This is a genomic window from Streptomyces sp. NPDC055287 (assembly GCF_053646035.1).
Genome location: NZ_JBSHNE010000022.1, coordinates 24,084 through 36,849, shown reverse-complemented (window position 1 = coordinate 36,849; position 12,766 = coordinate 24,084). Strand labels below are relative to the sequence as shown.

General features: G+C 73.3%; 12 protein-coding genes. 4 read left to right on the top strand and 8 right to left on the bottom strand.

All coding sequences use genetic code 11. The annotated features are described in order from the left end of the window. Positions 1-3: 3 nt before the first annotated feature. The 3 genes from ACWIHY_RS27570 to ACWIHY_RS27560 are packed head-to-tail and all read right to left on the bottom strand — an operon-like array spanning position 4 to position 2,959. The gene (locus tag ACWIHY_RS27570; RefSeq protein WP_454378372.1) at positions 4-879 is read right to left on the bottom strand and encodes an ABC transporter ATP-binding protein; all 876 of its coding nucleotides are present in this window, start codon (positions 877-879) and stop codon (positions 4-6) included. Beyond that, positions 876-1,937 (bottom strand): FecCD family ABC transporter permease, encoded by a 1,062-nt coding sequence (locus ACWIHY_RS27565; protein WP_454378371.1) that lies wholly within the window; start codon positions 1,935-1,937, stop codon positions 876-878. The genes ACWIHY_RS27570 and ACWIHY_RS27565 overlap by 4 nt, the downstream gene beginning before the upstream one ends. Then, positions 1,934-2,959: a FecCD family ABC transporter permease gene (locus ACWIHY_RS27560; protein ID WP_454378370.1), complete on the bottom strand. Its 1,026-nt coding sequence runs from the start codon at positions 2,957-2,959 to the stop codon at positions 1,934-1,936. The genes ACWIHY_RS27565 and ACWIHY_RS27560 overlap by 4 nt, the downstream gene beginning before the upstream one ends. Positions 2,960-3,033: 74 nt before the next feature. On the opposite strand from ACWIHY_RS27560, the gene ACWIHY_RS27555 reads away from it, so the two are divergent. Further along, positions 3,034-3,690 (top strand): HAD family hydrolase, encoded by a 657-nt coding sequence (locus ACWIHY_RS27555; protein ID WP_454378369.1) that lies wholly within the window; start codon positions 3,034-3,036, stop codon positions 3,688-3,690. On the opposite strand, the gene ACWIHY_RS27550 is transcribed toward ACWIHY_RS27555, so the two are convergent. Continuing rightward, on the bottom strand, positions 3,669-3,914 hold the full coding sequence (locus ACWIHY_RS27550; protein ID WP_454378368.1) for a hypothetical protein: 246 nt from the start codon (positions 3,912-3,914) through the stop codon (positions 3,669-3,671). The genes ACWIHY_RS27555 and ACWIHY_RS27550 overlap by 22 nt on opposite strands. Positions 3,915-4,103: 189 nt before the next feature. On the opposite strand from ACWIHY_RS27550, the gene ACWIHY_RS27545 reads away from it, so the two are divergent. After that, on the top strand, positions 4,104-4,487 hold the full coding sequence (locus tag ACWIHY_RS27545; RefSeq protein ID WP_454378367.1) for a cold-shock protein: 384 nt from the start codon (positions 4,104-4,106) through the stop codon (positions 4,485-4,487). A 36-nt stretch (positions 4,488-4,523) separates the two neighbouring features. On the opposite strand, the gene ACWIHY_RS27540 is transcribed toward ACWIHY_RS27545, so the two are convergent. Genes ACWIHY_RS27540 through ACWIHY_RS27525 form a run of 4 tightly spaced genes read right to left on the bottom strand, consistent with a single transcriptional unit; the run spans position 4,524 to position 7,943 of the window. After that, positions 4,524-5,408 (bottom strand): 1,4-dihydroxy-6-naphthoate synthase, encoded by an 885-nt coding sequence (locus ACWIHY_RS27540; RefSeq protein ID WP_454378366.1) that lies wholly within the window; start codon positions 5,406-5,408, stop codon positions 4,524-4,526. Further along, the gene (locus ACWIHY_RS27535; protein WP_454378365.1) at positions 5,398-6,060 is read right to left on the bottom strand and encodes a futalosine hydrolase; all 663 of its coding nucleotides are present in this window, start codon (positions 6,058-6,060) and stop codon (positions 5,398-5,400) included. Before ACWIHY_RS27535 ends, ACWIHY_RS27540 begins: the two co-directional genes overlap by 11 nt. A gap of 2 nt (positions 6,061-6,062) precedes the next feature. Further along, positions 6,063-6,557 (bottom strand): DUF2771 domain-containing protein, encoded by a 495-nt coding sequence (locus ACWIHY_RS27530; RefSeq protein WP_454378364.1) that lies wholly within the window; start codon positions 6,555-6,557, stop codon positions 6,063-6,065. A 27-nt stretch (positions 6,558-6,584) separates the two neighbouring features. Then, positions 6,585-7,943 carry an MFS transporter gene (locus tag ACWIHY_RS27525; protein WP_454378363.1) on the bottom strand — a complete coding sequence of 453 codons (1,359 nt, stop codon included), beginning with the start codon at positions 7,941-7,943 and terminating at the stop codon, positions 6,585-6,587. Between the two features lie 404 nt (positions 7,944-8,347). On the opposite strand from ACWIHY_RS27525, the gene ACWIHY_RS27520 reads away from it, so the two are divergent. Both ACWIHY_RS27520 and ACWIHY_RS27515 read left to right on the top strand, forming a co-directional pair. Beyond that, positions 8,348-9,271 carry a DUF3027 domain-containing protein gene (locus tag ACWIHY_RS27520; protein WP_454378362.1) on the top strand — a complete coding sequence of 308 codons (924 nt, stop codon included), beginning with the start codon at positions 8,348-8,350 and terminating at the stop codon, positions 9,269-9,271. Positions 9,272-9,533: 262 nt separating this feature from the next. Next, a complete protein-coding gene (locus ACWIHY_RS27515) occupies positions 9,534-12,665 on the top strand; it encodes a sacsin N-terminal ATP-binding-like domain-containing protein (protein WP_454378361.1) in 3,132 nt (1,043 codons plus the stop codon). Positions 12,666-12,766: the final 101 nt, after the last annotated feature.

Here is a 12,766-nt window from a genome sequence, read left to right as displayed (position 1 = left end):
GGATCATGAGGAGGGCGCCTTTCGGGGGGGCCGGGAGGGGGAGGGCAGCGTGGCGGCGGGCGGAGCGGTGGCCTCGGGGCCGGTGTCGCGCTTCGGGCTCCACGGCGCGCCCGGGATCACCAGGGGCGAGCCGGTCACCGGGTCCGGGATCACGACCGACGCGAGGCCGAAGACCTCCCGTACGAGATCAGCCGTGACGATGTCGCGCGGGTCGCCCTCGGCGACGATGCGGCCCTCCTTCATCGCGACGAGGTGATCGGCGTACCTGGCCGCCTGGTTGAGGTCGTGGAGGACCGCCACGACGGTGCGGTCGCGATCGTGGTTGAGCCGGCGGACCAGGTCGAGCACCTCAACCTGGTGGGAGATGTCGAGGTACGTCGTGGGCTCGTCCAGCAGGAGGAGGTCCGTCTCCTGGGCGAGGGCCATGGCGATCCAGACGCGCTGGCGCTGGCCGCCGGAGAGCGCGTCGACCGGCCGTTCGGCGAGCGCGGTGACGTCCGTGCGCTCCATGGCGTCGGTCACCGCCCGCTCGTCCTCGTCCGACCACTGCTGCCACCAGTGCTGGTGCGGCTGGCGGCCCCGCGCGACGAGGTCGGCGACGGTGATGGCCTCGGGCGCGACCGGGGTCTGCGGCAGCAGTCCGATGGCCTGCGCGATCTTCCTGGTCGGGATCTTCGCCAGCGCGGCGCCGTCGAGCAGCACCGCCCCGTTCCTGGGTCTGAGCAGCCGGCCGAGTGCGCGGAGCGTCGTGGACTTCCCGCAGGCGTTCGGTCCGACGATGACGGTCACCCGGCCGTCGGGTACGGCCAGGTCGAGTTCGTGCACGACCGTACGGTCCTCGTAGGCGAGCGTCAGCCCGCGCGCGGTGAGCCTGCTCACGCCTTGCCTCCAGTACGGCCCTTGATGATCAGCCAGATCAGGTACGGGGCGCCGACCGCCGCCGTCAGAACGCCCACCGGCAGTTCGGTGGGCGACAGCAGCCGCCGGGCCAGCAGGTCCGCCAGGACGACGATCAGGGCGCCCATCAGCGCCGAGCAGAGCAGCGGGATCTGTGCGGTGCGCGTCATGCGGCGGGCGATCTGCGGGGCCAGCAGCGCCACGAAGTCGATGGGGCCGGCGGTCCCGGTGGCCACGGACGCGAGCACGACGCCGGTGAGGACGAGCCCGAGCCGCACCCGCCCCAGCCGTACGCCGAGCGACGTCGCCGTGTCGTCGTCCATCGACACGGCGCGCTGGGCGCGGGCGGCCCACAGCGTCGCGGGCAGCAGTGCGAGGAGCACCCAGGCCAGCGGGGCCGCCTCGTCCCAGCCGCGCCCGTTGAGCGAGCCGGTCATCCAGATCTGGGCCTGCTGGGCGACGAGGTAGTCGCCCTTGGTGAGGAAGAGGTGGGTGATGGAGCGCAGGGCGATCGCGAAGCCGATGCCGATGAGCACGAAGCGGGTGGCGTGCAGTCCGCCGCGCCAGGCGAAGGCGTAGACGAGGGCGGCGGCGAGGACGCCGCCGACGACGGACAGGTACGGCAGGACGGTGTACGAGGTGATCCCGAACGTCATCGCGCCGACCGTGAGCGCGCTCGCGCCCTGGCTGATGCCGATGATGTCGGGGCTGGCGAGCGGATTGCGCGCGACCGTCTGGATCAGCGCACCGGCCACACCGAACGCCGCCCCGACCAGGAGCCCCACGACCATGCGGGGCAGCCGCAGCGTCCCCACCACGAGTTCGTTCGCCGACGGCTGCCCGAAGACGACCTTCAGCACCTCACCGGGCGGGACGAAGCTCTCGCCGACGCAGAGGTACGCGACACACACCCCGGCCAGCGCGAGAGCGAGCCCCCCGGCGACGGCGGCGGCCCGCCGGTGCAGCAGAAAGCGCCCCCGCCCGGCCTTCACGAGCGTGTAGCCCGCGGGCCGGACCCCGGCCACGGCGTTGCTCGTCACGCCGGCACCGCCCGTCGTCGTACGAGCGCGACGAGGAACGGCACGCCGATCAGCGCGGTCATCACGCCCGCCGGTACCTCGCTCGGCGGGAAGATCACGCGGCCCACCACGTCGGAGACCAGCAGCATGACGGGGCCGATCAGCGCGGCCATCGGCAGGACCCACCGGTGGTCGCTGCCGACCACCGCCCGCGCGATGTGCGGGACCGCGAGGCCCACGAAGGCGATGGGGCCGGCCGCCGCCACCCCCGCGCCGGTCAGGATCGTCGCGCCGATGCCGCCGACGACGCGTACGGTCGCCACGTTCTGCCCGAGGCCCTTCGCGACGTCGTCCCCGAGTGCCAGCGCGTCGAGTCCGCGCGCGACAGAGACGACCAGTACGACCCCGACCAGCAGGAACGGCCAGATCTGCCCGACGACCTCCGCGTCCCGCCCGGCGACGGACCCGACCTGCCAGAAGCGGAACTCGTCGAGCGCCGCCGCCTTCGTCGTGAGGACCGCCATCGTCACGGACGCGAGCAGCGCGTTGATCGCGGCGCCGCCCAGCGCGAGCTTCACCGGCGTCGCGCCGCCGCGCCCGCTCGCCGCGACGGCGTACACCGCGACCGAGGCGAGGGCCGCACCGGCGAAGGCGAACCACACGTAACCCGACAGCGAGTGGATCCCGGCGAAGGCGATCACGAGGACCACCCCCACCGAGGCGCCCTGGCTGATGCCCAGGATTCCGGGGTCGGCGATCGGATTGCGCGTGATGCCCTGGAGCACGGTTCCGGCGAGCGCCAGCGCGACGCCGACCATGAGCCCGATCAGCGTGCGGGGCACTCTCATCGTCCGTACGACTTCGGCCGCGTCGCTGTGGCCGCCGTGCAGCAGGACGTCGAAGACCTCGGACGGGGCGATGGTCCGCGCCCCGACGGCGAGGCTCAGGAGCACGGAAAGCAGCAGGGCCGCGACGGCGGCGGCCGTCCAGCCGGTGCGGCGGGTCACCAGCGCGCGTGTGGTGGGGCTGGTGGCGGCTCGCATCGACCCATTCCGCTCCGGAGGCTGGTAAGGCTTGGCTAAGTGTACGGGCGGGCCCCGGCCGTCCCGCAGGCACAATGGCGTTCATGCCTACGCCCGCTCAGACGCCCCCGCCCACGCCCCCGCTGACGGTCGGCTTCGACCTCGACATGACGCTCATCGACTCCCGGCCCGGCATCAGGGCCGCGTACGAGGCGCTCGCCGCCGAGACCGGTGTGTACATCGACGCCGAGCTGGCGGTCACCCGGCTGGGTCCGCCGCTGGAGCGGGAACTGGCGTTCTGGTTCCCCGAGGAACGCATCCAGGAGATGGGTGACCGCTACCGCGAGATCTACCCGACGTACGCGATCACGCCAAGTCCCGCGATGCCCGGCGCCCGCGAGGCGGTGGCCGCGGTACGGGCGGCGGGCGGCCGGGCCATCGTCGTCACGGCCAAGCACGAGCCGAACGCCAAACTGCACCTCGCGCACCTGGGCATCGAGCCGGACGCTGTCATCGGGTGGCTGTGGGCGGAGGCCAAGGCGGAGGCGCTGTGCGAGCACGGTGCCTCGGTGTACGTCGGCGACCACCTCGGTGACGTACGCGGCGCGCGGGCGGCGGACGCACTGTCAGTGGCCGTGCCGACCGGGCCGTGCGACGCCGCTGAGCTGCGGGAAGCCGGTGCGGACGTGGTCCTGGACGACCTCACGGCCTTCCCGGCCTGGCTGAGCGACTACTGCGCGGCACGTGCCTGACGGCGCTGGGCGGCGATCGATCTGAGCACTCCCGCGGCGGCGATCACGAAGCCGGCGCCCATCAGCATGCAGACGGCGTACGCGATCGGCGGGAAGGGCTCCGTGCCGAGGAAGAGCGGGGCCACTGTGACCAGTGTGGCCAGTGCGCCGACGAAGAAAACGATGGCGCCGACACGTACCAGCCGGTCACCGGCGCCGGCCTCGGCCGATTGGGTTTCAGTCATCACCGGGCCAGGGTAGTTCCCCGCCCGGAGGAACCGCCCGGCGACGTCTTGTCACCAGCCCCTGGACCATTAGCCTTGGTGGTGGCGGGTCCTACGACCCGCTGTAGTGCTATCCAGAGCCGTTTTCCCCGGACGAACGCACGAGCGAACGGTCCCGGGGATCCGACGAGTACGAGGACGAGGACAGACGTGCCTACCGGCAAGGTCAAGTGGTTCAACAGTGAGAAGGGCTTCGGCTTCCTCTCCCGCGACGACGGCGGCGACGTCTTCGTTCACTCGTCGGTGCTCCCTGCCGGAGTCGACGCCCTGAAGCCCGGCCAGCGCGTCGAATTCGGCGTCGTGGCGGGTCAGCGCGGCGACCAGGCGCTTACCGTGACGATCCTCGACCCCACCCCGTCCGTCGCTGCCGCGCAGCGCCGCAAACCCGACGAACTGGCCTCGATCGTCCAGGACCTGACGACACTTCTGGAGAACATCACTCCGGCCCTGGAGCGCGGCCGCTACCCCGACAAGGCGGCCGGCGCGAAGATCGCGGGTCTGCTCCGCGCGGTGGCCGACCAGCTGGATGTGTAGCGCGGACCGGACAAGCGCGGACCGGACAAGCGCGGGCTAGACGAACGCGAGCGCGCCGCTGCCGAGGGGCGGAACGAGTCCCTCGGCCGCGGCACGCGTGAGAAGCCCCCGCACGGCCGCGTAGCCGCTCTCGCCGAGGTCGGCGGTGAACTCGTTCACGTACAGCCCGATGTGCTGATCCGCCACCGCCGGGTCCATCTCCTGGGCGTGCTCCAGCACGTACGGCCGCGACATCAGCGGCTCGTCCCACGCCATCCGCACCGATGTCCGCGCCGCGTCCGCGAGCTGCCGCAGCCGCTCGGCGCCCAGCGAGCGCTTGGCGATGATGGCCCCCAGCGGGATCGGCAGGCCGGTCGTGTCCTCCCAGTGCTCGCCCATGTCGGCGAGGCAGTGCAGGCCGTAGTCCTGGTAAGTGAAGCGCGCCTCGTGGATGACGAGCCCCGCGTCGACCTTGCCGTCGCGCACCGCCGGCATGATCTCGTGGAACGGCATCACGACGATCTCGCCGACCCCGCCCGGTACGGCATCCGCCGCCCACAGCCGGAACAGCAGATACGCCGTCGAGCGCTCGCTCGGCACGGCGACCCGCTTCCCGGTAAGGCCGACCGCCGATGGGGTCTCCCCTGCGCGAACGGAGTCGAGAGCCTGGGGAAGTGTGAGCACCAGCGGCCCGCAGCCCCGCCCGAGCGCCCCGCCGCAGGGAAGCAGCGCGTACTCGTCGAGCACCCACGGCAGTACGGCGTACGACACCTTGAGCACGTCGAACTCCCCGCGCTCGGCCATCCCGTTGGTGATGTCGATGTCCGCGAAGGTCACGTCGATCGCGGGCGCGCCCGGCACGCGGCCGTGCGCCCAGGCGTCGAAGACGAAGGTGTCGTTGGGGCAGGGCGAGTAGGCGATCTTCAGCGGCTCAGCGGTCATATCCATCCCAACCTTCGAGTACGGGCACGAGCTTCCCGAACGCTTCGGTGAGCGCCTCCAGCGCCTCCCCGATGCGCCAGGCCGCCCGGTCGCGGGGCCCCACGGCGTTCGACACCGCGCGGATCTCCAGCACCGGCACACCGTGCTGGGCCGCGGCCTCGGCGACCCCGAATCCCTCCATCGCCTCGGCGGCCGCGTACGCGTGGCGGGCGCGCAGCTCGGCGGCGCGGGCGGCCGACCCGGTCACGGTGGAGACGGTCAGCACGGTTCCGGTGACGGCGCCGGTCGCGCGGGCCACGGCCCGTACGAGAGCGGCGGGCGGCAGATGCTCCACGGAGCCGAAGCCGAGAGCGGTCACCGGGAGATAGCCGTCGGGGGTCTCGGCGCCCAGATCGGCGGCGACGATCGCGTCGGCGACGACGAGCGAGGCGAGCGGCGCCACGCCGGCGAAACCACCGCCGATACCGGCGGAGATCACCAGCTCGTACGGGCGCGTCGCGGACGCCAGGGCCAGCGCGGTCGCGGTCCCGGCGGCGGCAGCGGCGGGGCCGACGCCGACGGCGACGCCATCGACGTCATGCGTACCGGGCCCCAACGCGCGCGTGACCGCGTCCCGCTCGGCGGGAACCGCGGTCACGACCAGTACACGCATCGTCAGGAGGTCTTCTCCAGCTTGAAGTGCCAGATGCCCGTGAGCCTCTTGCCCTTGGTCTCCACGACGCTGACCTGCGCCTCGTCGGGGCTCGGCGCGCCCGGCTGCTGTGCTTGCTGCTGGGCGAAGAAGGCGCTGCCCGGGATGGTCCGGTACGTCTTCTTGAACGGCTCCTGCTCGGCCTGCTGGCCGTTGATGAAGAGCGTCCAGCCCCGGTCGGCGATCTCGGGGTCGACGCCGAAGCGGACCTTGTCGTCCATGGAGACCTTGACCGTCTTCTCGGCCTTCTTGTTCAGGCAGCCCTGGAGCAGGGATTCCTTGATCGGAGAGCCGTCGTTGTAGCACGAGGCCTCGGTGTGCACCGAGTTCGTGCCGACCGTCACGGTCGCGAGCGGTGTCGGCTTGTCGCAGGCGGACAGGACGAGGAGTCCGGCCGACACGGCACCGATCACGGTGGCGGTGCGGCGGGCCTTACCAGAGAGGAGCGCAACGGTCATGGGGCGAAGGCTATCGCCCGCTCGACCTCACGCCACGCGCGGGTGCGGCGTGCCGCGCCGGGCCGCACTCAGGAGGCCCCGTACGGACAGGGCCGCGCCCGTCGCGAGAAGGCCCGCGGCGACGGCCATGCCGAGGGAGCCGTTCAGCGGCAGGGCGATCCCGATGGCGCCGCCCACCACCCAGGCCATCTGGAGCAGCGTCTCCGACCGCGCGAACGCCGACGTACGGACCTCCTCGGGCACGTCGCGCTGGATCAGCGCGTCCAGCGACAGCTTGGCCAGCGCCTGGCACAACCCGGCGGTCGCGCCGAGCACCGCCACCATCAGGCCGCCGAAGAACACCGCCGCGGTGATGGCCACGCCGAGCGTCAGGAGCAGCACCGTCGCGATGATCACCTCGGGTCCGCGGGCCTTGAGCAGGGCTCCGATGGCCGTCCCGCAGGCGTTGCCCACCCCGGCCGAGACGCCGACGACCGCGAGCGAGACGGCCGCGCTCTGTCCGGAGAGCGGATGCTCCCGGATCAGGAACGCCAGGAAGAAGATCAGGAAGCCGGAGAGGGCGCGGTGCGCCGCGTTGGCCTGGAGGCCGTGCAGCACGGACGGGCCGACGGTCCGCAGGCCGGGGCGGCGCGTCGCGGGCCCGCGATGGTGCTCCAGCAGCATGGCCTTCCGCTCGCCCTTCGCGGAGTCCACCTTGTGCGGCATCGTGAAGGCCAGGACCGTACCGGCGACGAACAGGGTGCACGCCCCGTACAACGGCCAGGCGGGACCGATCTGCTGGAGCCCCACGCCGATGGGCGCGGCGGCGCCCGTCGCCAGCAGCCCGGCGAGGGTCACCCGTGAGTTCGCCTTCACGAGCGAGAAGCCGGGCGGGAGGAGGCGTGGGACGACGGCGCTCCGCACCACCCCGTACGCCTTCGAAGACACCAGTACGCCGAGTGCCGCCGGATAGAGCTCGAGGCCGCCCGTCGCCACCACCCCCGACATCGCCAGCGCGAGCAGCGCGCGGGCCAGCATCGCGCCGGCCATCGCGGCCCGGCGGCCGTGCGGGATCCGGTCCAGGAGCGGGCCGATCACCGGGGCGAGAAGCGTGAAGGGCGCCATGGTGACGGCGAGATAGAGGGCGACGCGGCCGCGTGCCTCGTCCGTGGGGACGGAGAAGAAGACGGTGGAGGCGAGGGCGACCGTGACCATGACGTCGCCCGCGCCGTTCACGGCGTGCAGCTCGATCAGCTTGCCCAGCCCCGACTCGCCCGCGCCGTGCGCGTGCGTGGCGCGGCGGATCCCCTTCGCCGTACCCGTGAAGGGCAGGTGCAGGGCGCGGCCGACCACCCGGCCCGTCCTGCCCAGTGGACCGGATCCGTCGGACGACTTTGCGGCAGCCACTCCGCCATAGTGCCCCAAGCCTCCCCGGGGCTAACGGGAAACATGGCGGACGGCGCAGGTGAACCACCACTCCGGGCATTTGGGACTCATCGCCGGAGTCTCGGCCGGTTCTCCCCGGATCTCTCGGGCCTTCCCGCCGCAAAGACGGGCGTGCAGGTGGGCCGGGGGCGGCAGAGGGGGTAGCGTGCGTAGCGCGCCACCGGCGGTTGTCCTCGGCCGCGCGCCTCTCCGTCATCCCGCAGAATGGGTGTTGGAAAGTGCGCCCGAGACCGAGACCAGGTCGGGCGCGGACGTCGACGCGGCCCTTAGGTCCGCTCCGCCCGCAGCTCGCACCTCGTATCTCGTACCTCGTACGGGCATCCGTTGGCGCACCCGTGAGACGGCGTAGGAGAGAAGCGAGACCTGTGAGTGCTGCGACGACGCGAAGCCGAACCCCTGACCGCCTGTGCGCCGAGGCGGTAGACCTTGCCCGGTCGGCGGCCGAGGAGGCCGCCTTTCCCGGAGTGGTCGGTGAGCATGTCTCCCTCTTCGCGGAGGGTGACCGGGTGGTCACCCACCTCTTCGAATGCAAGGAATCCGGATACCGGGGCTGGCGCTGGGCGGTGACGGTCACCCGCGCCTCGCGGGCCAAGCTGGTCACCCTCGACGAGACGGTGCTCCTGCCGGGGCCGGACTCGCTGCTGGCGCCGGAGTGGGTGCCGTGGAGCGAGCGGCTGCGTCCCGGGGACATGGGTCCGGGCGACCTCCTGCCCACCGAGGCGGAGGACCTGCGCCTGGAGCCCGGCTACTCGGGCGAGGACGCGCCGCCGCCGGACTCCGCGGTCTCGGAGCAGATGGCGGAGCTCGTCGAGGCGGAGGACGCCGAGGTCACCGGCGGGGCGCCGGCGACGCTGCCGCTGGCTCCCTCGCGGGGGTCGATCGCGGCCGTCGCCGAAGAGCTGGGGATGCGGCGGGCGCGTGTCCTGTCGCGGTACGGGCTGCACATCGCGGCGGACCGCTGGGACGAGTCGTACGGCGCGAAGACCCCCATGGCGCAGGCGGCGCCGGCGACCTGTGTCTCGTGCGCTTTCCTCGTACCCCTGGCGGGGTCTCTGCGGCAGGCGTTCGGTGTCTGCGCGAATGAGTACTCGCCGGCGGACGGCCGGGTCGTGTCGCTCGCGTACGGCTGCGGCGGGCACTCGGAGGCGGCGGTCATGCCGAAGCCGATGCGGCCCGCGCCGCCGGTGCTGGATTCGATGGCCACCGACGCGTTCCCGCTCCGGCCGGACCCGGAGGGCGGCTCGGTGCCGGCCACGCCGGATCCCACGGAGGACCTGGGCCACTCCTGACCCGGCCGGCCCCGCCGCGTCGAGCCCGGGGGCGGGGCGGGGCGTGCCCCCAGCCCCCGGACGCCCTACGGGCGTGTCCTCGAACGGGCGGGTCGGGAAAGCCCGCGCCGCGACCCCCAGTACGCCCCCTCCCCGGCGCGGCGACCCGGTGACCGTGGTCGGGGGCTTTCGCGCGCGATACTTGCGCCCCGTAGACACGGGTAGGCGTCAGTAGAGATCAGCCACGATCAGCATCCGTACCTCAGGACGAGCGGAGACAAGCGTGAGCGTCAGGGCCACCGACGAGGCCGACCCCTTCGGGACGGCGCGGCTGCGACGTGGGGTGCTCGACGCGTGGAGCGCGAGTCCCGCCCGCTTCCGCGAGGACGCCAACGCCGAGGAGGACCTCGCCCTCGGCGGCTACCGCGACCGCCTCGTCGTCGAGCTGGCCCAGAACGCCGCCGACGCCGCCGCCCGCGCCGGCGTGACCGGCCGGCTCCGTCTCACCCTGCACGCGGCGACCGGGGACGCCCCCGCGATCCTCGCCGCCGCCAACACCGGCGCCCCCCTCGACGCCGCCGGCGTCGAGTCGCTCAGCACGCTCCGTGCCTCCGCCAAGCGCGAGGACACGGATGGCGCGGTCGGCCGTTTCGGCGTCGGGTTCGCCGCCGTGCTCGCGGTCAGCGACGAGCCCGCCGTCCTCGGCCGGCACGGCGGCGTCCGCTGGTCCCTGGCCGAGGCCAGGGAGCTGGCCGTGGACATCGCCCGGACCGCGCCGGGTCTCGGCGAGGAACTGCGCCGCCGCGACGGCCACGTGCCCCTCCTGCGTCTCCCGCTGCCCGCCGAAGGATCCGCCCCCGCCGGTTACGACACCGTCGTGGTGCTGCCGCTGCGTGACGGCGGCGCCGTGGACCTCGCCCAGCACCTCCTCGAAGGCATCGACGACGCCCTGCTGCTGACGCTTCCCGGCCTCGCCGAGATCGCCGTCGAGACCCCGGACGGCACGACCCGGACCCTGACGCGGGCCGAGCAGGACGCGTACGTACACATCGACGACGCCGCGCGCGGCACCACCCGCACCACTCGCTGGCGCACCGTCACCCGCTCGGGCGCCCTGGCGCCCGCGCTGCTCGCCGACCGGCCCGTCGAGGAGCGCCTGCGCCCCCACTGGGCCGTCACCTGGGCCGTCCCGGTGGACAGCGACGGCGCGCCGCAGCGGCCCCGCACCGCGCCCGTCGTGCACGCCCCGACCCCTACCGACGAACCCCTCGGCGTGCCGGCCCTCCTCATCGCTTCGCTGCCGCTGGACACGACCCGGCGCCACCCCGCGCCGGGCCCGCTCACCGACTTCCTCGTGCAGCGCGCCGCCGACGCGTACGCCGAACTGCTCGGTGAGTGGGAGCCGGTGTCGACCGGGACGGTGGACCTCGTCCCCGGCCCGCTCGGCAAGGGTGAGCTGGACGGCGCCCTGCGCGCCGCCGTCATCGAGCGGCTGCCCCGCGTCGCGTTCCTGGCGCCGGCGTCGCCGTCCGAGGAGCTCACCGCGCTGCGCCCGTTCGAGGCGGAGGTCGTCGAGGGCGCGGGCGCCGACACCGTCCGGGTCATGGCCGAAGTACTGCCGACCCTCCTGCCCGCCGGCCTCGAACGCCGTGCCGAGCTGCGCACCCTCGGCGTCGGCCGACTGCCGCTGGGCGACGCCATCGAGCGCCTCGCGGGCGCCGAGCGCGACCCGTCGTGGTGGCGGCGGCTGTACGAGTCGCTGGCCGGCGTCGACCCGGACCGGCTGTCCGGGCTGCCGGTGCCGCTGGCCAGTGGCCGCACGGTGATCGGTCCCCGGCAGGTCCTGCTCCCGCTCCCCGGCTCGGACGCGGACACCGCCGCCCCCGAGCAGCTCGCCCGCCTCGGCCTCAAGGTCGCCCACCCCGACGCCACCCACCCCCTCCTCGAAAAGCTCGGCGCGCTCCCCGCGACACCCCGCGCCGTCCTCACCACCCCGCAGGTGCGGGCCGCGGTCGCCGCCTCGATGGACGAGGGGGGCCAGATCTGGGACGAGGACGCCCCGGACGCCGAGGAGCTGGCGGAGACGGTCCTGGCGCTCGTACGGGACGCCGACCTGTCACCCGGCGACGAGCCGTGGCTCGGTGCGCTCGCGCTGACCGACGAGGACGGCGAACTCGCGCCCGCCGGTGAACTCGTCCTGCCCGGCAGCCCGTTCGCCCGGGTCATGCGCGAGGGCGAACTGGCCCTGTGCGACGCCGAACTGGCGGCCCGCTGGGGCGAGCAGCCCCTCACCGCCTGCGGTGTCCTGGCCACCTTCGCGCTCGTACGCACCACCGACATCGTGCTGGACCCGGACGAGTTCGAGCCGCGCGACGGCGACTATGCCGAGCCGGACGACGCCGGACTGCTCGACGCCGTGGACGTGTGGTGCGAGGACATCCTCGACCAGCTGCCGGAGACCTCCGTGCCGCCGGTCGCCACCGAGATCGTCGCCGTACGGGACCTGGACCTGGTCGACGACGACAAGTGGCCGCAGGCCCTCGCGCTGCTCGCCCAGCCACCGTTGCGGGACGCCCTGACCCAGCCCGTGCGTGTCCTGCTGCCGGACGGGACGACGGAGTCGGTACGCCCGTACACCGCGTGGTGGCTGCGCGACCATCCCGTGCTCGACGGCCGCCGTCCGGCCGGGCTGCGGTCCGCGGGCGGCGACCCGCTCCTCGAGGGGCTCTACACCTCCGCGAACGCGACCGGGTTCGACGACGAGCAGGTGCTGAGGGCGCTCGGCGTGCGGACCTCCGTGGCGGCGCTGCTGGACGAGCCCGGCGGCGCGGCCGAGCTCCTCGGCCGTCTCGCGGACCCGGACCGCACGGTCACACCGTCCCAACTCCACGCGCTGTACGGCGCCCTGGCCGACCTCGACCCCGAGCAGGTCACCCTCCCCGACGAGCTGCGCGCGGTCGTGGACGGCGAGGTGCGGGTGGTCGACGCGGCGGAGGCGGTGGTCGCGGACGCCCCCGACCTGCTGCCGCTCACCTCGGGGCTGGCCCTCCTGCCGGTGGCGCCGTCCCGGGCCGGAGACCTGGCCGAACTCCTCCAGGTGCGCCGCCTCGGCGAGTCGGCGGACGCCGAGGTGACGTCGGACGGTGTGGAGCGCGAGGTGCCGGAAGCGGTACGTGTCCTGCTCGGTGCCGGCACCCCGGCGACGTATATCGAACATGAGGAACTGCTCGCGGGTGGCATCGAGTTGGACTGGCGCCGTACGCCCGACGGAGTCGTCCACGCGGCCACGCTCGAAGGTGTGGCGGCGGGACTTGCCTGGTCGGCTGGGCAATGGCCGCGGCGCTTCGAGGTGGCGGCCCTGATCGAGGATCCGTCGCGGACGGACGAATTGGCGCGGGACCGCTGGTTCGACTGATTTCTTGTTTACGAACTCTCCGCATTCTCCCTACACTTCGTTCGACACTCAAAGACCCTGCCGGGGGGAAACACGGCGGGGTCGCATACCTGTGGGGACAT

Excerpts from the sequence above, each read along its gene's own strand:
- ACWIHY_RS27540 (WP_454378366.1), bottom strand. The coding sequence starts at position 5,408 with ATGACCGCTGAGCCGCTGAAGATCGCCTACTCGCCCTGCCCCAACGAC.
- ACWIHY_RS27530 (WP_454378364.1), bottom strand. The coding sequence starts at position 6,557 with ATGACCGTTGCGCTCCTCTCTGGTAAGGCCCGCCGCACCGCCACCGTG.
- ACWIHY_RS27535 (WP_454378365.1), bottom strand. The coding sequence starts at position 6,060 with ATGCGTGTACTGGTCGTGACCGCGGTTCCCGCCGAGCGGGACGCGGTC.
- ACWIHY_RS27555 (WP_454378369.1), top strand. The coding sequence starts at position 3,034 with ATGGCGTTCATGCCTACGCCCGCTCAGACGCCCCCGCCCACGCCCCCG.
- ACWIHY_RS27560 (WP_454378370.1), bottom strand. The coding sequence starts at position 2,959 with ATGCGAGCCGCCACCAGCCCCACCACACGCGCGCTGGTGACCCGCCGC.
- ACWIHY_RS27550 (WP_454378368.1), bottom strand. The coding sequence starts at position 3,914 with ATGACTGAAACCCAATCGGCCGAGGCCGGCGCCGGTGACCGGCTGGTA.